At 44.5% G+C, this 19,934-nt stretch carries 22 protein-coding genes and 1 pseudogene; 12 read left to right on the top strand and 11 right to left on the bottom strand.

What is annotated here, in order from left to right; genetic code table 11:
• Window positions 1-9 precede the first annotated feature (9 nt).
• Window positions 10-2,154, bottom strand: a complete 2,145-nt coding sequence (locus LWH95_RS13700; RefSeq protein WP_148982659.1) for a transglycosylase domain-containing protein — start codon at window positions 2,152-2,154, stop codon at window positions 10-12.
• Between the two features lie 121 nt (window positions 2,155-2,275).
• Here LWH95_RS13700 and hmoB point away from each other — a divergent pair, with 121 nt between their 5' ends.
• From hmoB to sndC, 4 genes and pseudogenes are all read left to right on the top strand, one after another.
• Window positions 2,276-2,776: a heme-degrading oxygenase HmoB gene (gene hmoB / locus LWH95_RS13695; protein ID WP_133488057.1), complete on the top strand. Its 501-nt coding sequence runs from the start codon at window positions 2,276-2,278 to the stop codon at window positions 2,774-2,776.
• 42 nt (window positions 2,777-2,818) lie between these two features.
• Window positions 2,819-3,136, top strand: a pseudogene (locus tag LWH95_RS13690) (hypothetical protein).
• 68 nt (window positions 3,137-3,204) lie between these two features.
• Complete coding sequence (locus LWH95_RS13685) at window positions 3,205-4,596, top strand: hypothetical protein (RefSeq protein ID WP_232919776.1); 1,392 nt, start codon at window positions 3,205-3,207, stop codon at window positions 4,594-4,596.
• 68 nt (window positions 4,597-4,664) lie between these two features.
• Complete coding sequence (sndC, locus tag LWH95_RS13680) at window positions 4,665-5,855, top strand: N-acetyl amino acid acetylase SndC (protein WP_232919775.1); 1,191 nt, start codon at window positions 4,665-4,667, stop codon at window positions 5,853-5,855.
• A 17-nt stretch (window positions 5,856-5,872) separates the two neighbouring features.
• On the opposite strand, the gene LWH95_RS13675 is transcribed toward sndC, so the two are convergent.
• Genes LWH95_RS13675 through ecsA form a run of 3 tightly spaced genes read right to left on the bottom strand, consistent with a single transcriptional unit; the run spans window position 5,873 to window position 8,568 of the window.
• Window positions 5,873-6,583: an EcsC family protein gene (locus LWH95_RS13675; protein ID WP_232919774.1), complete on the bottom strand. Its 711-nt coding sequence runs from the start codon at window positions 6,581-6,583 to the stop codon at window positions 5,873-5,875.
• 22 nt (window positions 6,584-6,605) lie between these two features.
• Window positions 6,606-7,832, bottom strand: a complete 1,227-nt coding sequence (ecsB, locus tag LWH95_RS13670) for an ABC transporter permease EcsB (RefSeq protein ID WP_232919773.1) — start codon at window positions 7,830-7,832, stop codon at window positions 6,606-6,608.
• Complete coding sequence (gene ecsA, locus LWH95_RS13665) at window positions 7,825-8,568, bottom strand: ABC transporter ATP-binding protein EcsA (protein ID WP_003239493.1); 744 nt, start codon at window positions 8,566-8,568, stop codon at window positions 7,825-7,827. Before ecsA ends, ecsB begins: the two co-directional genes overlap by 8 nt.
• A gap of 487 nt (window positions 8,569-9,055) precedes the next feature.
• On the opposite strand from ecsA, the gene LWH95_RS13660 reads away from it, so the two are divergent.
• The 3 genes from LWH95_RS13660 to LWH95_RS13650 all read left to right on the top strand — a co-directional run bounded on the left by LWH95_RS13660 (window position 9,056) and on the right by LWH95_RS13650 (window position 11,359).
• The gene (locus LWH95_RS13660) at window positions 9,056-9,493 is read left to right on the top strand and encodes an HIT family protein (RefSeq protein WP_003239494.1); all 438 of its coding nucleotides are present in this window, start codon (window positions 9,056-9,058) and stop codon (window positions 9,491-9,493) included.
• A gap of 144 nt (window positions 9,494-9,637) precedes the next feature.
• Window positions 9,638-10,717 carry a 3-phosphoserine/phosphohydroxythreonine transaminase gene (gene serC, locus LWH95_RS13655; protein ID WP_232919792.1) on the top strand — a complete coding sequence of 360 codons (1,080 nt, stop codon included), beginning with the start codon at window positions 9,638-9,640 and terminating at the stop codon, window positions 10,715-10,717.
• Window positions 10,718-10,840: 123 nt separating this feature from the next.
• Window positions 10,841-11,359: a tryptophan transporter gene (locus LWH95_RS13650; RefSeq protein ID WP_232919772.1), complete on the top strand. Its 519-nt coding sequence runs from the start codon at window positions 10,841-10,843 to the stop codon at window positions 11,357-11,359.
• A 72-nt stretch (window positions 11,360-11,431) separates the two neighbouring features.
• On the opposite strand, the gene LWH95_RS13645 is transcribed toward LWH95_RS13650, so the two are convergent.
• Window positions 11,432-11,623 carry a hypothetical protein gene (locus LWH95_RS13645; protein WP_003239499.1) on the bottom strand — a complete coding sequence of 64 codons (192 nt, stop codon included), beginning with the start codon at window positions 11,621-11,623 and terminating at the stop codon, window positions 11,432-11,434.
• 128 nt (window positions 11,624-11,751) lie between these two features.
• Between LWH95_RS13645 and LWH95_RS13640 the strand changes: the two genes are divergently transcribed.
• Together LWH95_RS13640 and LWH95_RS13635 are read left to right on the top strand one after the other, a co-directional pair.
• Window positions 11,752-12,108, top strand: a complete 357-nt coding sequence (locus LWH95_RS13640) for a YtxH domain-containing protein (RefSeq protein WP_003239500.1) — start codon at window positions 11,752-11,754, stop codon at window positions 12,106-12,108.
• Window positions 12,109-12,285: 177 nt separating this feature from the next.
• Window positions 12,286-12,897, top strand: a complete 612-nt coding sequence (locus LWH95_RS13635; protein WP_003239501.1) for an HTH-type transcriptional regulator Hpr — start codon at window positions 12,286-12,288, stop codon at window positions 12,895-12,897.
• On the opposite strand, the gene LWH95_RS13630 is transcribed toward LWH95_RS13635, so the two are convergent.
• Window positions 12,894-13,235: a YhaI family protein gene (locus LWH95_RS13630; RefSeq protein ID WP_133488072.1), complete on the bottom strand. Its 342-nt coding sequence runs from the start codon at window positions 13,233-13,235 to the stop codon at window positions 12,894-12,896. The two genes, LWH95_RS13635 and LWH95_RS13630, sit on opposite strands and share 4 nt — an antisense overlap.
• 206 nt (window positions 13,236-13,441) lie before the next feature.
• On the opposite strand from LWH95_RS13630, the gene LWH95_RS13625 reads away from it, so the two are divergent.
• Complete coding sequence (locus LWH95_RS13625) at window positions 13,442-13,960, top strand: DUF3267 domain-containing protein (RefSeq protein WP_232919771.1); 519 nt, start codon at window positions 13,442-13,444, stop codon at window positions 13,958-13,960.
• Window positions 13,961-14,067: 107 nt separating this feature from the next.
• On the top strand, window positions 14,068-14,250 hold the full coding sequence (locus tag LWH95_RS13620; protein ID WP_024571667.1) for a hypothetical protein: 183 nt from the start codon (window positions 14,068-14,070) through the stop codon (window positions 14,248-14,250).
• 52 nt (window positions 14,251-14,302) lie between these two features.
• Here LWH95_RS13620 and yhzE2 read toward each other — a convergent pair whose 3' ends face one another.
• Both yhzE2 and yhzE1 read right to left on the bottom strand, forming a co-directional pair.
• Window positions 14,303-14,389 carry a sporulation protein YhzE2 gene (yhzE2, locus tag LWH95_RS13615; protein ID WP_003155248.1) on the bottom strand — a complete coding sequence of 29 codons (87 nt, stop codon included), beginning with the start codon at window positions 14,387-14,389 and terminating at the stop codon, window positions 14,303-14,305.
• Window positions 14,390-14,513: 124 nt separating this feature from the next.
• Entirely contained in the window at window positions 14,514-14,600 is an 87-nt protein-coding gene (yhzE1, locus tag LWH95_RS13610; protein ID WP_003327753.1) for a sporulation protein YhzE1, read from the bottom strand.
• Window positions 14,601-14,759: 159 nt separating this feature from the next.
• Between yhzE1 and prsA the strand changes: the two genes are divergently transcribed.
• Window positions 14,760-15,635 (top strand): peptidylprolyl isomerase PrsA, encoded by an 876-nt coding sequence (gene prsA / locus LWH95_RS13605; RefSeq protein WP_232919770.1) that lies wholly within the window; start codon window positions 14,760-14,762, stop codon window positions 15,633-15,635.
• Window positions 15,636-15,676: 41 nt separating this feature from the next.
• Here the strand turns inward: prsA and yhaL are convergent, their stop codons facing one another.
• From yhaL to LWH95_RS13590, 3 genes are all read right to left on the bottom strand, one after another.
• Window positions 15,677-15,889 (bottom strand): sporulation protein YhaL, encoded by a 213-nt coding sequence (gene yhaL / locus LWH95_RS13600; RefSeq protein ID WP_003239506.1) that lies wholly within the window; start codon window positions 15,887-15,889, stop codon window positions 15,677-15,679.
• Window positions 15,890-16,014: 125 nt separating this feature from the next.
• Window positions 16,015-16,959 carry a 3'-5' exoribonuclease YhaM gene (yhaM, locus tag LWH95_RS13595; RefSeq protein WP_019257939.1) on the bottom strand — a complete coding sequence of 315 codons (945 nt, stop codon included), beginning with the start codon at window positions 16,957-16,959 and terminating at the stop codon, window positions 16,015-16,017.
• 73 nt (window positions 16,960-17,032) lie between these two features.
• Window positions 17,033-19,930 carry an ATP-binding protein gene (locus LWH95_RS13590; protein WP_232919769.1) on the bottom strand — a complete coding sequence of 966 codons (2,898 nt, stop codon included), beginning with the start codon at window positions 19,928-19,930 and terminating at the stop codon, window positions 17,033-17,035.
• Window positions 19,931-19,934 lie beyond the last annotated feature (4 nt).

The raw sequence follows: 19,934 nt of genomic DNA, 5'->3' as shown, positions 1-19,934 counted from the left end.
CGAATTCCATTAAGAGGAAAACAATTTAGGCTGAACGTAATCGGTTCCTTCCCCTTCTCTTTTTGTCTGTGTATTATAAGGCACAATTTTATAAGAAGCGCCCGAAAACAAGTTGGCATAAGGGATTTCATAGCTTCCCTTTCCTTCAACTGAATCAAGAAGCGTCTCCTTACCGTCCTTGTTTACATAAATTCTGTATACAGCCCGATCATCCTCTTGGGCATTCCATTTTAATTCAATGGTAAACAGTCCCGCAGCTTTAAATGTGTAATCCGCTGTCAGTGTTTTGACCGGCTCCAGCTCAATCGGGCTTTCCAGTTCTTTGACGTTTTTAGGCTTTGTAAACACAGAACCGGTTTCTCCTGCCTGTGTCAAAATATCCTTAAACAGTCTCGTCGGATACGCGCTGCCGCCTTTTAAATAATGGTTTTGATCCGTTTTGTCATAGCCCATCCAGATAGCTCCGGTTATTTTCGGCGTATAGCCGGCAAACCAGGCGTCCTTTGTCGCGCCGGAGACGCCTGTATAAGACGTAGAACCGGTTTTTCCCGCCAGGTCTCCGTGATAGGTGCCGGACGTGGCCGTTCCCTTTTTGACCACCTGCTGCAGCATTCTTGTCATATTCCAGGACGTCTGCTTGCTGAATACCCGCTTTCCTTCTTCTTTATGATCGGCAATTGTTTCTCCGTCTTCATCCATTATGCTAGAAATAAAGTACGGCTCAGTATACATTCCATTCGCTGCAAATGTATGGAACGCGCCGGCAAGCTGAAGCGGTGAAACGCCTTTTTCCAAGCCGCCGAGAGCGAGGGCAAGGCCTTCATCAGGGATATCAATGCCGTTTGCTTTCAAATAAGATTTTCCTGTTTCGACGCCGATCTCATTCAGCGTCCAGACAGCCGGCGCGTTTTTGCTGTACGTAATGGCGTCAGACATGGTCACTTCGCCCTCATACCGGCTGTCATAGTTTTTCGGCGTATAATCTCCGTAGGATTGCAGTTCATCCTTCAATAGAGAATATGGCTTAAATTTCTTTTCCTGCATCGCCGGTCCGTATACTGCTAGCGGCTTAAATGTGGAACCCGGCTGGCGGACAGCTGTGACGCGGTTATATCCTTTGGATGTGTAATCTCTTCCGCCGATCGCCGCTTCCACACCGCCTGTCTTGTTATTGATAAAGACCGCGCTTCCTTCAGCATTTTGATCTGTTCCAGGATAATAGCTTCCCTGCTTCATCACCTGATAAGCCATCTTCTGCAGCTTGGAATCAAGCGGCACCTTGATCGTGTATCCGCCTTGAAGTAGCTGCTCTCCGGAAATCGAGTACTTGTCCTCCGCCTCTTCAATCACAAGGTCAATATAGCTGTCAAACCAGGGAGTTTCCGACTGTTTCTTTACGTGCAGCCCAAGCGTTCGGCCCTGCGCGCTGACAGCGTCTTTCGCACTGATGTAGCCTTGGTCATTCATCATGCCGAGAATCGTATCACGCCGCTCCTTATTTTTATCAGGATGCAAAACAGGAGAATACGTAGAAGGCGCCTTCGGAATAGCGGCCAAAACCGCCCCTTCGGATACAGTCAAATCTTTTACTTCTTTATTAAAATAATAGTGAGATGCCGCTTGTATGCCGTAGACCCCATGTCCGAAGTAAAGCTGATTCAAATACATTTCCAGCAGCTTGTCCTTGCTGTAATCCCGTTCAAGGTTGATCGCAATGATCACTTCTTTTGTTTTTCTTAAAAACGTTTTGTCATGTGTCAGAAAAATATTTTTGGCAAGCTGCTGGGTGATCGTGCTTCCGCCTTCCACCTTTCCGCCTGCTAATATATCGCGGTACACTGCCCTTCCGACAGATTTCACATCAATGCCGTGATGCTCATAGAACCGTTTATCCTCAACAGCGATAAACGCTTCTCTGACCTGCTTCGGAATCTCATTGATCGAGACCGGCTCACGATTTTCTGTATAGAGGCTTGCAACCTCATCTCCGTTTTGATCCACAATTTTAGAAGAGGCATGAAGAATCAGCTTCTTTTCATCTATGACATAATGCCCGAGAAAAATAATTGAAATATATCCTATTAAAGCGAGAAAAGCAGTTAACACTAAAATAATGATCGGTATAAATAGTTTCTTTTTCTTTACCTTAAACATAAACTCACCTCGCCTTTCTAAAGGTAGTATGGGAAAAATTGTTTGGAATTATGTTCGAAGCACTCGCCAATAGAAACTTATACCATTGTTTTGATATACTAGCAAGCAGGAGGTGGCTGATATGAAGGTTTATATTACATATGGGACAGCCGATTTTTTAAAAACGATCGTAAAGAAGCATCCCTCAGAAAATATCCTTTTGATGCAGGGGCAGGAAAACGCAATTTTGATCCACGAAACAAACGGAGATACAGTTTTCCAGGCACCCCACGCTTATGAAGTCATTGACCAAGTCGGAGAGATGAAGCATCCCGGTTTTGCAGTATTGAACAATATTGCCGTCACTCAGGAAGGACGTCCGCTGTTTGAAAACAGATTTAAAAACAGAGCGGGAAAAGTCGAAAACGAGCCTGGTTTTGAAGCGATTCGCGTACTGGGTCCGCTTGACAGTGACACCTATGTCATTCTGACCATGTGGGAAACCGAAAGAGCCTTTCAAGACTGGCAGCAGTCAGATTCATACAAAGAAGCCCACAAAAAACGCGGCACGTCTGCCGGAGTTGACACAACGTCAATCTTCTCCCGGCCTTCGTATGTCACCACATATTTCGCTGTCGAATAGCTGCCGGCATGTCCGGCAGTTTATTTATTTGAGGAAAGCAAAATGAAGTATACTTGCCCAGTCTGCGGGTTTAAGGGACTGACTGAACCGGCATATGATAGGGAAGGGAATTATTCCTATGAAATCTGCCCGTGCTGCGGTTTTCAGTTCAGATTTGACGATTACGAGATGCAGCGCGAGGATGGTTCATATTTCGAACCCTCGGAAAGCATTGCCGCCTACAGAAAAAACTGGCTTGCTGATGGGAGCGTCATTTTTTCACCTGAATGCTTCCCGGAACATCAGCAAAAAGCAAACAGAGTGTTGCAGCATCATTTGATTGAACAGCTAAAACAGATCAATGTTCATCTTCCATCATAACCCTGCCTTCTGTCCCGGCACCTTCCGCCCGCCTATGAATAATCTGTAGGAAGCGGAAGGAGTGATCAATGATGGAAATCGGGATTTTGTCTGTCCATGTTCTTTATGTGTTTTTTATCGGGGCGATTATCCTATTTATGCTGCTGCGGAAAGATACGACCTTTATTTCCTTATTCGGCATTTTTATCATATCATTATGGGCCAGCCATTCACTTTCAGCTTCTGTCAGCAGTTTATTCCACAGCTTTATCTACGCGGCTGGCGAACTGCTGCCCACGATTTTCATCATTTGCTTTATCGTTTCGATGAGTGATTTGTTAACGAAAACAGGGATAAATGAAACGATGATTTCTCCCTTTATACGCCTTGTGAAAGGTCCTGTAATCGCCTACTGGCTGATTGGCGGCCTGATGTTCGCCATTTCTCTCTTCTTCTGGCCTTCTCCAGGTGTCGCTTTGATCGGCGCCGTCCTGCTTCCGGCAGCCGCCCGCGCCGGTTTGCCGCCTATTGCCGCCGCCATGGCCATGAACTTATTCGGCCACGGTTTTGCCCTGTCAGGAGATTTTGTCATTCAGGCGGCACCAAAGCTGACAGCAGATGCAGCAGGCATTCCAGTCGGTGATGTCGTTTCGGCCAGCATTCCTCTTGTGCTCATTATGGGCGTGACCACAACGACTGCGGCATGTCTCATGATTCAGCGCGAACGCAAAAAACAGTTACGTCCAGCTTCTTTTACCCCCGTACTTTCTGAGGAACAAAACACCTCGATGTACTTGCCAAAACGTCTGCGATCCACACTGGCTCTTTTGATTCCGCTTGTCTTTCTTGCTGATATCGCCTGCATGCTCTTGTTTAACCTTCAGGGAAATGATGCGACCGCGTTAATTGGCGGGTCTGCGATCTGCATCCTCATGATCGTTCATTTTCTCGTGTATAAGCAAAAAGGACTTGAAAAAATCACTGGCTATTTCATTGACGGATTCCAGTTCGGCTTTAAGGTTTTCGGCCCCGTCATCCCGATTGCAGCTTTCTTCTACCTAGGTGACTCAGGATTTGAAACCATACTGGGCACTTCACTCCCTAAAGGTTCCCACGGAATTGTCAATGATCTTGGCATCGCTTTATCCCATACGATGCCCATGTCAAAGGAGCTTGCCGCCGCTGCCTTAACTGCAGCTGGGGCCATAACCGGCCTAGACGGATCAGGGTTTTCAGGTATTTCTCTCGCCGGCTCTATCGCCAAGCTCTTTTCCTCCGCTCTTCATGCTGATCCAGCCGTTCTAACCGCACTCGGTCAAATATCTGCCATCTGGGTGGGCGGCGGAACACTGGTCCCATGGGCGCTGATTCCCGCTGCAGCCATTTGTAAAGTTGATCCTTTTGAGCTTGCCAGAAAAAACTTTATCCCCGTCGTGATCGGCCTTTCAGTGACAACCATCGCAGCCATGGTTCTGCTTTGAAAGTAAGTTGAAATATTCAGACTTTTTCTATACAATCATGGAAAAGCATAGAAAAGGGGGAAGCGGCTTTGTCCATATCCACACTGCAGAAAGAGATTAACAAACAGCTCGACAGCTGTTTTGAAGAAATGGTCGAGATCAGGCGCCATTTTCATATGTATCCTGAGCTCTCGTTTCAAGAAGAAAAAACCGCCGCCTTTATTGCTTCCTATTATGAATCGTTAGGAGCTCCGATCCGCACGAATGTCGGCGGCAAAGGGATTTTAGCATATATAGAAGGAAGCGAACCCGGCCCTACCGTCGCTTTGCGGGCCGACTTTGACGCCCTCCCCATTCAAGATGAAAAAGATGTTCCTTACGCTTCCAAGGTGCCAGGCGTTATGCACGCGTGCGGCCATGACGGCCATACGGCAGCTCTTCTCGCAGTGGCGAAGATCCTTCACCAAAACAGACATGAGCTGAAGGGAACGTTTGTGATGATCCACCAGCATGCGGAAGAATATTATCCGGGAGGCGCAAAGCCAATGATTGATGACGGCTGTCTCGAAAACGCGGATGTGATATTCGGCACGCATCTTTGGGCGACTGAGCCGCTCGGAACCATTCTCTGCCGCCCCGGCGCCGTGATGGCGGCGGCAGACCGATTTACGATCAACATTCACGGGAAGGGCGGTCACGGCGCTCATCCGCATGATACAAAAGACGCCGTCCTGATCGGCTCGCAAATCGTTTCCTCTTTGCAGCACATTGTCAGCCGCAAAGTCAATCCGATTCAATCCGCTGTTATTTCGACAGGCTCTTTCATCGCCGACAACCCGTTTAATGTTATCGCAGACCAAGCGACACTCATCGGCACAGCGCGTTCTTTTGACGAAAATGTCCGCAGCATGCTGGAGAAAGAAATTGAAGCAGTTGTAAAAGGAGTGTCAACTATGCACGGCGCGTCCTATGAGTACAACTATGAACGGGGCTATCCGGCAGTTGTGAACCATCCTGCAGAAACAAGCCACTTGGTCAGCATCGCAAAGAACACTGAGGGCGTTCAGCACGTCATTGACGGTGAACCGCAAATGGGCGGTGAGGATTTTGCTTATTACTTACAAAACGTCAAAGGCACCTTTTTCTTTACAGGTGCCGCTCCTGAACAGCCAGAACGAGTCTATTCCCACCATCATCCGAAATTTGACATCAATGAAAAAGCAATGCTGACAGCGGCCAAGGTGCTTGCGGGTGCCGCGATCACATATCATATGCTATAAAAAAACAGCCGGAGTGTTTATTCTCCGGCTGTTTTCTTTACTATTCTCAGATGAAAAACGTGTCTTGCCGTCTCGCCAAGCTGAGCAAGCAGCTTATAATTGGCAATACCGCCGACTGCCGCTCCTACTCCCGGCAAAAGCTGAAAAAGCTTCACGACGTCGATATAATCGCGATATTCCTGCTGGAACACTCTCCAGTCGATGCTCTTTTTCTCCGTCTCCCAATTTTCAATGACAGAAAAAAGCGATTTGCGGCAGTCATCACTCGAAAACGCAAGCTGAAACACGAGCAGCAAGAACATTCTTTCTTGTGCATCCTTCACATCAAAGCCATAAATTGAGGATAAAGTAAATAAACACTTCATCTTAATCGAAAGCAGCAGCGGGAAATCGGCAATGCCTAAAAAAATGCCGCCAGCTCCGGTGCCGACTCCCTCAGCAGCTGCCACCTTCTGATAAGAAACAATTGTTTTTTTCGCCAGTTCGTTTTTTTCACTGAGCGACAGTGTGCTTGTATCCTTCTTATAGGTGATAATATTGGAGCCGGCCATCGTCGCTCCCACCATTTTTTTCACGCTCTCGGTGACGACCGTATGGATTTTTTCAGGAATCCGCTCATTCACCTTCGTTTGCACACGCTTCGAAAAGCGTTCAAACATGGAATCCTTTCGCAAAAAATGCATTTTCCATTGAAGGGCTTCCTGCAGCAGCAGCTGATTGTCTGTCATTTGACCTACCCCTTTTTTAAGCTCACAGCTTGCCATGTTTTTTCAGTCTGGTTGTCATATAAGACGGCAGAACAACAAAAATCAGAACGGCAGAACCGATCAGCGCGTACAGAAAACCTGTCATGCCGGCAGCATAGGCAGATGCAACAGACATCAGCAGCGCTTGAACGCTAAGTACAGTTTTTAATAGAGAGAAATAGCTTTTCAGCTTCGTTTCTTTTGTCACAGGGTAAAGCTCTTGAAGCGCCAGATGGTCAAAATGGCCGAACAGCGGCAGAAGCTGAACACCCGTAATGAAAATGGTAAACACAGTCAAAACCCCTGCAATGAGCGGGCTTGCCGACACATACATAATAATCAGCGCGAAAATGACCGTTAATCTGACGAGAATGCCCAAATAATCACTTGAACGCAAAAAGGCGCGGGTGAACATGTAGGCAAACGTTTTGCGCTGTTCAAACGGCACGAGCCGCAGCAAAAAGTCGAGATAGGCTCTCCGTTTCGCTTGCTTCCGCAAATGCGGCACATCAGTGAACAGGTTGGCAATCCGATAGAAACGCTGCTTCCGTCTCAATTCGGACTCAATATGGCTCTCCCATTTAAACGTTTTCCGTTTTGCTGAGGAAGACATATACAGATAAAGAGCAGCCATAATGACATAGACCACAATCGCATACATATAAACAGATTGGAGCACAAAATAAAGAACGAGCGTATTCGCCGCAAAGCGAATGATCACATCCATCCGTTTCATGCCTCGGTCATTCTGGAAGGTCGTACGCCATTCCATCACCTGATTCCACGCTTTCAGAAGCAAAAGCTGTGCAAATACTGCCGCATACGATGCGAGCGAAGCTCCCGGTGCGACGGCAAAATACAGCGGCATTGCAACGATGCTCAGTGCAATAAGAGGAAACAGCTGAGACACATAGCTGTAGACAAACGCCTGCTTCAAGTAAGGCTCCATTTTCGCTTCAAGCGGCAATAAGAAGACAAGGTCAGCCTCCTTTAAAAGCGTCCGCACATAAGAGCTTGTCAACACGAGCGAAAACAGCACGGCCATCACCCAGAAGGACGGAAAGTGAGCGGGAATGTCCCGTATCCATTTGCTGTACCAGCTTGCAGCGCCCGCGAGAAAAAAGATCAAAACAATGACGAGGTGATCGTTGAGCATATATTTCATGTACGTTCTTGTTTCTTTGATATGCTCCTGCAGCCGCGACTGCCAAATATCAAGCATATTATTCATGGCCAGCGTCTTCCTTTGTAAGCTCAAGATACAAATCGTCCAGCGCCGCGTCCTTCATTCCAAACTGCTCTCTCAGCTCGGACAGCGTGCCGCGCGCCCGCACCTCGCCGTTATGTAAAATAATAAACGAATCACAATAGCGTTCTGCCGTTGCCAAAATGTGTGTTGACATCAGGACGCTCGCCCCGCCTTTTTTCGCTTCATTCATTCGCTCAAGCAGTGCGTTAATCGCAAGCGGATCAAGCCCTAGAAAAGGCTCATCAATAATGTAGAGCGCGGGCTCTGCCAAAAATGCGCACATAATCATAACCTTCTGCTTCATTCCTTTGGAAAAATGAGCCGGGAACCACTTCAGCCTCTTTTCCATTCGGAATTCCTTTAAAAGCGCCGGCAGCCTTTTCTCCATCGTTTCTTTTGACAGGCCGTATGCCATGGCTGTTAATTCAAGATGCTCCATCAGCGTCAGCTCTTCATATAAAACAGGTGTTTCGGGTATATAGGTGAATTGTGAGCGGTAGCCTTCCGGATCCTCAGCAAAGGTTTTCCCGTTTAATTCGATCGATCCTTTGTGCGGGTCCATCAGCCCGATAATATGTCTGATTGTTGTACTTTTACCCGCACCGTTCAGCCCGATTAAGCCGACAATTTGATTCGGTTCAAGGGTGAATGATACATTTTTTAAAACCGGATTTCTTGTATATCCGCCGGTTAAGTCTTTTACCGATAGCAGAGACATAGTTTCTCCCCTTATATTGTTTTTCTTCATAGTACCAAAAACAAGGCCTGATTTGAAACAATTCCCTTTTAACAAATGATGAATTTGCTGTCATAAAGAGACAGTTTTCTGGACATCATAATGGTCGTAGAGGAAAAGCATATCAACTGAAAAATGAGGTGTTTGTCAAAGACGTCTTAGATACAGTTGGATAGAAAATAAACATGTCCAATGCTCAAACCATTTCTCTTCACTGAATTGATGAATTCTTCATCTATGAAGCAAATTGTCAAATGAGGTGTTTATCGCAGGAATCGTTAGGCATTAAACAAGTCTTCATTTTATTGACAAATGAGGTGCTTACCAAAGGCATATCACATTTTCTTCATATAAGCTCTTCCTCTGCATTCAGGGTGAACGCTCGCCGTTCATCCTGTTTTCTATTTTCTGCATTTCTGTGGTACGATGAGTGTATACATACTAAACAATTTCATAAGGAGGAACCCTCATGCATAGTGCAGAGAATTGTATCTTTTGTAAAATTATCGCCGGCGACATTCCGTCCGCAAAGGTGTATGAAGATGAACATGTGCTGGCCTTCCTTGATATCAGCCAAGTGACAAAGGGACACACGCTTGTCATTCCGAAAACACATATCGAAAATGTGTATGAATTTACGGATGAATTAGCAAAACAATATTTTCACGCCGTTCCGAAAATCGCCCGTGCCATCCGGGATGAATTTGAACCGATCGGCTTAAATACGCTGAACAATAACGGCGAAAAAGCAGGACAATCTGTTTTTCATTATCATATGCATATCATCCCGCGCTACGGAAAAGGAGACGGATTCGGAGCGGTTTGGAAAACACATGCTGATGATTACAAACCGGAGGATCTGCAGAACATTTCTTCCTCTATCGCAAAACGCCTGGCCTCATCATAAGATGAGGTTTTTTATTTGTGAACATTTCGCAAACATCCGTCAATTTCTTTTGATTATTCTAATTTTTTATCAAAAAACTGAATTTTTGTGATAGGATAATTGTATTATTTTATACATTAACGTGGAAAACAGGGAGAGATCATGATGGAACGTACAACGAATTTTAACGCAGGTCCTGCAGCGCTGCCATTGGAAGTTCTGCAAAAAGCACAGAAAGAATTTATTGATTTTAACGAATCCGGCATGTCCGTTATGGAGCTTTCCCACCGCAGCAAAGAGTATGAAGCGGTGCACCAAAAAGCGAAAAGCCTTTTAATTGAACTGATGGGCATCCCGGAAGATTACGATATTTTGTTTCTTCAAGGCGGGGCAAGCCTTCAATTCTCAATGCTTCCGATGAACTTTTTAACACCCGAAAAAACCGCGCATTTTGTGATGACCGGCGCATGGTCTGAAAAAGCACTGGCAGAAACGAAGTTGTTCGGAAATACGTCTGTCACAGCTACAAGTGAAGCAGATAATTATAGTTTTATTCCGGAGGTTGACCTTTCAGATGTAAAAGACGGTGCGTATTTACATATCACGTCCAACAATACGATTTTCGGCACACAGTGGCAGGAATTCCCGAATTCCCCAATTCCGCTCGTAGCTGACATGTCCAGCGATATTTTGAGCAGAAAAATCGATGTGTCCAAGTTTGACGTGATCTATGGAGGCGCTCAAAAGAACCTCGGCCCTTCCGGTGTGACAGTTGTCATCATGAAAAAAACTTGGCTGCAAAGTGAAAATGCGAACGTTCCAAAAATCCTGAAATATTCAACGCATGTCAAAGCGGACTCACTCTACAACACTCCGCCGACATTTGCGATTTATATGCTGAGCCTTGTTCTGGAATGGCTGAAGGAAAACGGCGGTGTGGACGCTGTTGAACAGCGCAATGAACAAAAAGCTCAGGTTCTCTACAGCTGTATTGATGAAAGCAACGGATTCTATAAAGGGCATGCCAGAAAGGACAGCCGCTCACGCATGAATGTTACCTTCACGCTTCGTGATGACGAATTAACAAAAACATTCGTTCAGGAAGCAAAAGCAGCAAAAATGGTTGGCCTTGGCGGACACCGCTCAGTAGGAGGCTGCCGCGCTTCTATTTATAACGCGGTATCTCTCGAAGACTGTGAAAAATTAGCTGCGTTCATGAAGAAATTCCAGCAGGAAAATGAGTAAAAAGTCTGGCTATGCAAACCGTTCGTTTGGTATACTGTTTGCATATCACATTCTTTAAGCCTTCGCAATAAATGACGAGCATATTATTGGAGGGCAAAAAGCTTAGCAGAGGAGAGCATAGATATGAAAACAAAAGAGTTAGTCACTATGGCTCTGTTTGCCGCAATCGGCGCAGCGCTTCATTCCATTATTCCGCCCTTTTTAGGCGGCATGAAACCAGATATGATGCTGATCATGATGTTCATGGGCATCCTGCTGTTCCCGCGGGTGCAAAACGTACTCGTCATCGGGATTGTGACTGGAATCATCTCCGCGCTTACAACAGCATTCCCAGCCGGACAGATTCCTAACATCATCGATAAACCCGTGTCAGCGTATCTGTTCTTCACCCTGTTCCTTTTGTTCAGAAGGAGCCAAAAAACAGGTGCAGCAGCAGTGCTGACAGCGATCGGGACCATCTTATCGGGAATTGTATTTTTAACGTCAGCTCTATTGATCGTCGGTTTGCCTGGCAGTTTCACCGCATTGTTCGCGGCTGTTGTTCTGCCTGCCACTGTGCTGAATACCATCGCCATGATCATTATTTATCCGATCGTGCAAACCATCTTAAGACGTTCCAGTTTTATGGAAGCTGCTAAATAATTGTCACCCAAAACCTCTTCCGCTTCCGGGAGAGGTTTTTTCGACAAAGAGCCCGCAGCATGTCAGCATGTTTTAAGCAAAGAGTTTTGTGAAAAAGATAAGACATAGTGTAAAGGCGGTTCCGGTTGAACAAACAAGCGCTTTCTGCCGGATAACCTTCTTGGGCGGATAAGAAGCAGCCTGGCTGAGAAGTCTGATATAATAAACAGCGCCTGAAGCGAAGGCAAGGGTGATGCAGGATAACACAATCATAAAGACAGACAACCTTCTCCCTCCTTTTTACTTAAAAAATATGCTAAAATAAAGCAAGCTATGTATAGAAGTTCAGGCTTTCAACAAAAATGAAAAATGCTGAATGAATCTTATTTCAAGAAAAAGACGGGGTGATTGTAATGGCGGACGGACGTTCTCTATTAACAGGACTATTCGTAGGCGGCATCATCGGAGGAGCAGCAGTTCTTCTTACTGCACCTTCCTCAGGAAAGCAGCTGCGTGAAAAAATGAAAACCAATTATGATTCTTTTGAAGAAACGATCAAACGCTTAAAATCAGACGGGCTTGCGTTAAAAGACCAGCTGATCAAAGCGGCAAAAGAAAGCACGGATGTCATTAAAGACGTAAGCGGCGAGCTCCAAACGTCCATTAAAAAATGGCAGGAAGAGATCAAGCCTCACCAGCAGGATCTGCAAAAAGAAATCGCTGATATCGAAGAGAAAATCAGACAGCTGGAGAAAACCTTACAAAACTAATATCCTATTCAAAAGAAAAAAATGCGGGCCAAACTTGGACCCGCATTTTTTTTTGCCGAAAAAGCCTCTCACCGCAATGGATTGTGAATTTATTAAAAAATTCTTAAATTTTCATCTTTATTAATCTTTATTTTATTGGCATAATAGAGAAAAAGAAAAAGAGAAGCAGGTGACGTAATGAATCGAGTGGAACCGCCCTATGATGTGAAAGAGGCTCTGGTCTTCACCCAGAAAATGGCTCAGCTTAGCAAGGCTCTTTGGAAATCAATTGAGAAGGATTGGCAGCAATGGCTCAAACCGTATGACCTGAATATTAATGAGCATCATATTTTATGGATTGCGTATCAATTGAATGGAGCTTCTATTTCTGAAATCGCGAAATTCGGGGTCATGCACGTATCAACCGCATTCAACTTTTCAAAAAAGCTGGAAGAACGAGGATATTTAAGGTTCTCTAAACGGCTGAATGATAAACGGAACACATACGTTCAATTGACTGAGGAAGGCACTGAGGTATTCTGGAGCCTGCTTGAGGAATTTGATCCGACTCGCAATGCGGTTTTTAAAGGGTCACAGCCTCTGTATCATTTATTCGGAAAATTCCCTGAAGTGGCAGAAATGATGTGTATGATACGCCATATCTACGGCGATGATTTTATGGAAATTTTCGAAACGTCACTCACCAATATTGACAATGACTTTGAAAGCGTAAACGGAAAACTGAAGAAAAAAGCAAAGGACAGTGCTGCGGATGAACCAGCAGAAGAGCTCGAACCTGTAAACAGTTAATCAAAGTGCTTCATGATGTTGATAAACACTTCCATCAGCTCTTGATAAAGCCCCTGCTCATACAGGGCAAAAATCGTTTCATGAACATCTAATTTTTCATTCAGCTGTCCGGCAAAAAGCGCAAGGAGCTTATCGAAAGTTACAAATCCTTGCGCTTTTTGTGTTGCCAGCTCTTCTGACAATTCATCGCAAATCCTCATAACCTCTTCCCCTTCTTCCTTGCTCAGCCCTTTATCAATGAGAAGCGCATAGAAGGGGTACCTGTCCATATCTACTGTTTTCACTAATAATTGTATGTAATATTCTAATCGCTCAATGCGATGATCCATCGAATCCATCCACACCACTTCTTTCTATCTTTAATCTTATTTTAGCTGATAATTCACTGAGAAGAAAGTTCTAACCCCATATTTCGCAGTTTGTTTGCTTGTTTCAAAAAAATACCTGCTACACGATATTTTTTCTTAAAAAGCATTGATTTTTTCTCTTGGGAGGAGTAAATTATTTTGAGATTCTATTCAAGATGTATGGAAGGATGACTTTGATGAATTGCTGGAAGACCATAAATCTCATGAAGGATTATGGTGCCGTTCGCATAATATTAACTGCTGTATGTTTTATGATTTTGGTTTTTATATCTACCTTTTTAGCATTTGAGCTGCTGCGGCCTGGCACAAGCTTAAGCGATGAATATGTACCTTTATTCGGCGGTTTGCTCGTCGTTATTTTATTTGTACATAAAGTCATCCATGTCCTGCCAATCATCTGCAAAAAAAGAAAAATAGAAAAAAAGTTTTACATATTGCGCATGCGTACATGGAAACGAATACCAAAAACAACAATGCTGATTTCGCTCGTAAGCCCGTTTTTGCTGATTACGCCTGTATTGTTTTACGCCGCGCTGGCATTTCCGAATCACGCCCATTATTTCTGCATGATTTCGGGCATTCATGCCGGCTACTGTCTGCCTGACTTTTTGCTGGCTCTCAAGCTGATGCAAGCGCCGAAAGCCTGTTTTATTGATCAGGAAGAGGACGGCTTGGATATTCTTGTTGAAAAGTAGTCAAACCTTGGCGCTAGTGGCGATTTTTCAATTTGCATTCTATCTTTTTTAATAAATATTTGGTAATGTAATATGGGACAGTTCAGAGAGAGGGGGAATCTCCCATCATTTTATTCTATTTTATCGTGGCTGCCGTGTTTATTTTATATTTCATAAACAGGCTCACCAATACATTATGCCTTGTCAGAGAGATTCCTGAAGAGCGGCAAGATAAGGTATTCCGATTTATTAATGTATCTATATTAATTTTACTGATCTCTTCGTTTGTGGAGATCTCCTTTACTGTGTAAATATGAAAGAAAGCATAGCTGCTGATTAAGCAGCTATGCTTTCTTATTTTGATTAGTACAGCCAAGAAGCGCCGATGATAATCAATAAAATGAACAAAACAACCAATAAAGCGAAACCGCCTGCAAATACTTCACCCATCTTGAAAAGCACCTCCTGTAAAAAGCTTTATTTACCAATTACATCTTATGCAATTCATGATTGAAACGATTAGGCGCTAGTGAAACTAAAGGATCGCTTATCGTGCAAGCGATCCCCGGGCTGCTTAGTAGATGTAAGCTGCACCTACGATGATAAGCAAAATGAACAGTACTACGAGCAACGCGAATCCGTTAGAGTATCCTCCGCTCATGTTACATACCTCCTTTTCTTGATCAATATATAAGTATGTCATCAGCAAAAGTTTGACTAGACGAATGCCCTTTATTTAAAATCTTTTTACAGAAAGCCACAATATGTTATGATACGCATAGGCAATTTAATTTGGAATGATTAGGAGTGTTTGAAAACCATGAAGAAAATCGCAATAGCAGCTATTACCGCTACAAGCATCCTCGCTCTCAGTGCTTGCAGCGGCGGGGACAAAGAAGTCATCGCAAAAACAGACGCAGGCGATGTAACAAAAGGCGAGCTTTACACAAACATGAAGAAAACAGCTGGCGCAAGCGTACTGACACAGCTGGTGCAAGAAAAAGTATTAGACAAGAAATATAAAGTTACAGATAAAGAAATTGACAACAAGCTGAAAGAATACAAATCACAGCTTGGCGATCAATATACTGCCCTCGAAGACCAATACGGAAAAGATTACCTTAAAGAGCAAGTAAAATATGAATTACTGACACAAAAAGCCGCTAAAGATAACATCAAAGTAACAGATGCCGATATCAAAGAGTACTGGGAAGGCTTAAAAGGCAAAATCCGTGCAAGCCACATCCTTGTCGCTGATAAAAAGACAGCTGAAGAAGTAGAGAAAAAGCTGAAAAAAGGCGAGAAATTTGAAGACCTTGCGAAAGAATACTCTACAGACAGCTCTGCTTCAAAAGGCGGGGACCTTGGCTGGTTCGCAAAAGACGGTATGGTGGCTGAATTCAGCAAAGCTGCATTCAAATTAAAAACAGGTGAAGTCAGTGATCCTGTAAAATCACAATACGGCTATCACATCATTAAAAAGACAGAAGAACGCGGTAAATACGAAGATATGAAAAAAGAGCTGAAATCTGAAGTGCTTGAACAAAAACTAAATGACAACAATGCCGTTCAGGAAGCTGTTCAAAAAGTCATGAAGAAAGCTGACATCGAAGTAAAAGATAAAGAACTGAAAGACACATTCAATACATCTTCTACAAGCAGCAGCACTTCTTCATCTTCAAACAGTTCTAAATAATAAAAAAAGCTGTGCACGCTCATTGAGCTGCACAGCTTTTTTTATGCAATAGAATGGTTTGGATTTTCTTCGTCATGCTGCTGAGAACTGCGGCGTTCTCTCTCCTTTTCCATCCTCTCCATATAAATCTGCCCTTCTTTTTCAATAAAGGACTGGTCTACTTTTTCTTCCTCTTTGGCTGCCGCCACAAGTTTATATGCACTGAAAATGATGCCTACAATACAAAGATACACCCACCATGGAAAAAATAACACGGGTTCCTCCCCCTTCTGCATAGATTCTTTATTCTTAACCATATGCGGAAATGAGACGAGTTATGAGCGGCAAAAGCGCATAAAAAAGGACTGACCTGTATGTATCAGCATCAGTCCTTTTTTGTTCATTTGTGAAAAGTCGGTTTATAAAAGGAACGGTTTTCCAGCGCAAATACACGTTCAGTGTACTCGCCCGGCTTCACGCGCTCAAGCGCTCTGTCCATCATATTCATTTTCGCATCCAGGTTGTCTATATAATGTAATATTTCCGCTTCTTTCACCATCGGCGGTTTCGGGCTGCCCCATTCTGCTTTGCCGTGGTGACTTAAAATTAAGTGCTGAAGAATTAATACCTCTTCAGAATCGATTTGAAGCTCCTCAGCCGCTTTTGACAGCTCTGTGACCATAATCGAAATATGGCCAAGCAAATTGCCTTCGACCGTATAGGAAGTAGAAACAGGGCCGGACAGCTCTTTCACTTTTCCAAGATCATGCAGGATAACACCGGCATAAAGCAGATCACGGTCAAGAGACGGATATAAATCTGCAATGGATTTCGCCAGATTCAGCATAGAGACGACATGATACGCTAAACCTGAGACAAACTCATGGTGGTTTTTCGTAGCCGCCGGATAATCCATAAATTCAGCTTCGTGTTTTTTGACTAAAAACCTTGTGATCCGCTGGATATTCGGATTTTTCATTTCAAATATATATTGAGTGATGGTATCCATCATTTCATTTTTCGGAATCGGCGCGGTTTCTAAAAAATCATCAATATTGACGTTTTCATGCTCACTTACCGGCCTGATATTTCTCAGCTTCAGCTGGGTGCGCCCGCGGTAATGATGAACATCCCCCACGACCTTCACAATCGTCTGCGGCGCATAGGTCACTTCATCACTTTGCTTGGCATCCCACAGCTTCGCTTCAATATCACCTGACTGGTCTTGCAGCATCAGCGTTAAAAACGGTTTCCCATTGCTTGCAATCCCTTTCGTCGAGGATTTAATCAATAGATATTGGTCCACCTGTTCGCCAACCTCATGTAGCATAATCCCTTTAGCCATTCTATTAAAGCTCCCTCCGTATCTTACATAATATCAGTATATCACATACCGATTTACAGCTATAGAACCTCTTTTATGACACCAAATGGATGATCTGGCTGCTTTGAAATGCATCTTTAACATGATCATGGCATGTAAAATACAAAATCTGCCTTCCGCCTTCAGATAAATCATAAAGAACGTCTAATACACGTTTCAGCCTTTCCTGATCAAAATGGACAAAGCTGTCGTCAAGCTGGAACGGTAGCCTGGCCCAATCATGACGTGTAACGGCCAGAGCAAATCGGATCGCTGTATACAGCTGCTCACACGTCCCTTGTGACAGCTCTTCGGCATGATAAACAGTTCCATCACAATGCATGACCATAATGGAATCATCCGTTTCAGAAAAATAAATCGTCTTGTAGCTTCCATCAGTCAATGGACGGAAAAATTCTCCGGCGGTCTCCAGAAGGCGCGGAAGCTCGACTTTTTTATGACGCTCCAATTTATTTCTGATCACCTGTTTGATCATTTGTATTGAGGCCCATTTTTTAGCGGTTTCTTTGACACGCTCTTTTTGCATTTCCGTTTGCAGCTTGAGGTCTGAGACCAATCCCAACGCCTCTAATTGTTCCTGTTTGACGAAGAGCAGTGCGATTTGACTCCGAAGCTGTTGGATCTCCTCAGTCAGCCGTTCTTTTCTTTCATTCTCAACGAATTGCTTGTTTTTCAATTCAGTAAGCGTATTGGAATCCGCCAGTTCAATCTCCTCTGGGTGTCCGCCTTGAAGCTGTGCGTTTATGTGATGAAATTTGATCTCCGTATCCTTCAATTTCCTGCTGATGTCTGCAATGGCGCAAAACTCATTTCTGTCTTTCGCAGCCGCCGCGGCAAATAACTGTTCGATCTGGGCTTGAAAATACTGTATTTCTTGCTCCAGCTCCAGCAGCTGCTCCTTTGTATAATGAATATCTGTTTCAATTCCCTTTTTTTGCTTCTCGATTTCTTTTTCACGTTCAACGTTTTTTTGCAATGTGTGAAGGGCGTCCGAAATAGAGATGTTCTCACTATGATTCTCAGACATAAGCTTGCTGACACGTTCTTCGAATGTGCGCCGGTGTTTTTTCAGCCTTCCCGCTTCAATTGTCAGCTCATGCTTTTTCTTCACTTCTTTTTTGACATCCTTCATTAAGCTGTATGCATCAAGCAAAAAAGACGGATCTTCCTTGAATCCGAGCTCCTTCATAAAACGCTCGACCTGAGTAAAGGACGGGGTCATATCGGCTTCCCACTGTTCAAACTGCTGGATGACCCTTTCATAAGCCGTCTCTTTTTGCTGGAGCACTGCCCGCTGTGTGATGAGATGCTGTTTATTGCGGTCATCCTCCCATAACGCTTCTCGAAGCGCTTCGGCTTCTGCCGGCGAAATGTCCGTCATTGGCTGTCTCGGCTCCCCGCTGTTTCGGGAAGACGGTGTTTTTTTCCCTGATGCAAGCCAATACACGATAAGAGCAGCACCGATACTTATGGCGGGAATCCATTGCTGCAGCAGCAGAAATAGAACGATGAACAACATACCAGCTGCAATAACAATCTTTTTCTGTTTTGCCTGCTGCCTTTCAAAAAACTTCAGCTGTTCTCTCAGCTTCGCTTGCTCCTGATGCTGCCCCTGTGCTTCATCATATGCTTTAAGAGCCGCTTCTTTATCTTTTCTATGGCTATTTTCAAGGATGGCGGATGAAGCAGCATGAACAGCCTTTTCTGCGTCTTCCAGCTCTTGCCGGGCAAGTTCAAACGTCTCATCAAGCTGCCGTTTTCTGTCTCTTGCCTGCACGTATTGCTGCACCGCCTGCTGAAGCTGCCATTCATAGTCATATGACGTGTTCATATTCAAAAGCTCATTTTCATCCGTTTTATTGAGCTGTTCCAGCCCGGCCGCTGCCTGTGCAGACGACTGGCGCAGCTGTGCCTGAATGGCGGCGAGCTGTTCTCCGCAGGATTGATACATATGAAAGCCTGCCGAAAGCTCTTGTATCAGCGTTTCTTTCGCCAATATTTCTTTATCCGGGTTAAGCTTTTGCATCTGCTTGTCCAGTTCTGCCATCTTCACCCGAAGCGCCTCAAGCTGTGCGGATTTCGGGTGAAGATGGGATTCATACTTTTCCAGCTGATGCAGTCCGTCAGCTGGAAATTGTCTTGCCTGTTCCGGATATTGAGCAATCGCCTGTTCCAGCGCCGCTTTTTCATTTAGCAGCGGCTTCAGCTCAATCGCTCCCTCAATCGTTCGGAAATGTCCTGCCGCCTCTTTTAATTCAGTTTCTGCCGCTGCCAGACGGACTTCGAGCGTTCTTTTTTCCTCAAGAAGCTGATGATAGCCCGCTTCCTCTGCTTCCGCCTGTTTGAGCTTCGCTGTCAGCTGCTTAAGCGTTTCCAGCTCCTGATTCAATTGAGGATTTCGCCCGTTTGGTTTATAGAGCCTTTCGCTTTCCTTTGCCAGCCTTGAATCAAGTTTAGAGACGGCCTCGGCGCCAAACAAGCTGGAAAACAGCAGAAACTCCCCAATCTTGTCGCGATTAAAGGCGTGAATTTCCTGCAGCCCGAATACGTCAAACGAATAAATGGCTTTGTACAGCGCCCTGTCCGTACCCTGGAACAGCTGCTTTAAAAAATCTCCCTGCTTCACTTCACCCTTTTCTGTGTACACTCTCAGCTTTTCGGCAGTCCCTTTCGTCCGTTCGATCTTCAACACCCCATACTCAGGATGTTCAGCTTCAAGAACACCGCCGTAGACACCGCCTGTTTTCGGTTCATATTTTTTCGTTTTAGGAAAACCGAACAGCATGCTTTCAATAAATGACATCATCGTTGTTTTTCCTGCCTCATTTAATCCGTAGATTAATTGGACAGGTGAGGCGGAAAAGTGAAAGGTCCGATTGGAAAATTTCCCGTAATGGTAGATATGTAAAGATTTAATTCGCAAAGCTTTCACCGCC

The sequence above is a fragment of the Bacillus sp. G16 genome, from assembly GCF_021282335.1.
Classification (GTDB): Bacteria; Bacillota; Bacilli; order Bacillales; family Bacillaceae; genus Bacillus; species Bacillus inaquosorum.
Note: the sequence above shows the minus strand (reverse complement) of the source record. Positions and strands in the feature narration are given on the sequence as shown.

Excerpts from the sequence above, each read along its gene's own strand:
- LWH95_RS13700 (WP_148982659.1), bottom strand. The coding sequence starts at position 2,154 with ATGTTTAAGGTAAAGAAAAAGAAACTATTTATACCGATCATTATTTTA.
- LWH95_RS13640 (WP_003239500.1), top strand. The coding sequence starts at position 11,752 with ATGGCGGACGGACGTTCTCTATTAACAGGACTATTCGTAGGCGGCATC.
- LWH95_RS13660 (WP_003239494.1), top strand. The coding sequence starts at position 9,056 with ATGCATAGTGCAGAGAATTGTATCTTTTGTAAAATTATCGCCGGCGAC.
- ecsA (WP_003239493.1), bottom strand. The coding sequence starts at position 8,568 with ATGTCTCTGCTATCGGTAAAAGACTTAACCGGCGGATATACAAGAAAT.
- yhzE2 (WP_003155248.1), bottom strand. The coding sequence starts at position 14,389 with ATGGGTGAAGTATTTGCAGGCGGTTTCGCTTTATTGGTTGTTTTGTTC.
- hmoB (WP_133488057.1), top strand. The coding sequence starts at position 2,276 with ATGAAGGTTTATATTACATATGGGACAGCCGATTTTTTAAAAACGATC.
- prsA (WP_232919770.1), top strand. The coding sequence starts at position 14,760 with ATGAAGAAAATCGCAATAGCAGCTATTACCGCTACAAGCATCCTCGCT.
- LWH95_RS13675 (WP_232919774.1), bottom strand. The coding sequence starts at position 6,583 with ATGACAGACAATCAGCTGCTGCTGCAGGAAGCCCTTCAATGGAAAATG.
- LWH95_RS13685 (WP_232919776.1), top strand. The coding sequence starts at position 3,205 with ATGATGGAAATCGGGATTTTGTCTGTCCATGTTCTTTATGTGTTTTTT.
- ecsB (WP_232919773.1), bottom strand. The coding sequence starts at position 7,832 with ATGAATAATATGCTTGATATTTGGCAGTCGCGGCTGCAGGAGCATATC.
- LWH95_RS13630 (WP_133488072.1), bottom strand. The coding sequence starts at position 13,235 with ATGGATTCGATGGATCATCGCATTGAGCGATTAGAATATTACATACAA.
- yhzE1 (WP_003327753.1), bottom strand. The coding sequence starts at position 14,600 with ATGAGCGGAGGATACTCTAACGGATTCGCGTTGCTCGTAGTACTGTTC.
- LWH95_RS13635 (WP_003239501.1), top strand. The coding sequence starts at position 12,286 with ATGAATCGAGTGGAACCGCCCTATGATGTGAAAGAGGCTCTGGTCTTC.
- LWH95_RS13625 (WP_232919771.1), top strand. The coding sequence starts at position 13,442 with ATGAATTGCTGGAAGACCATAAATCTCATGAAGGATTATGGTGCCGTT.
- LWH95_RS13650 (WP_232919772.1), top strand. The coding sequence starts at position 10,841 with ATGAAAACAAAAGAGTTAGTCACTATGGCTCTGTTTGCCGCAATCGGC.
- yhaM (WP_019257939.1), bottom strand. The coding sequence starts at position 16,959 with ATGGCTAAAGGGATTATGCTACATGAGGTTGGCGAACAGGTGGACCAA.
- serC (WP_232919792.1), top strand. The coding sequence starts at position 9,638 with ATGGAACGTACAACGAATTTTAACGCAGGTCCTGCAGCGCTGCCATTG.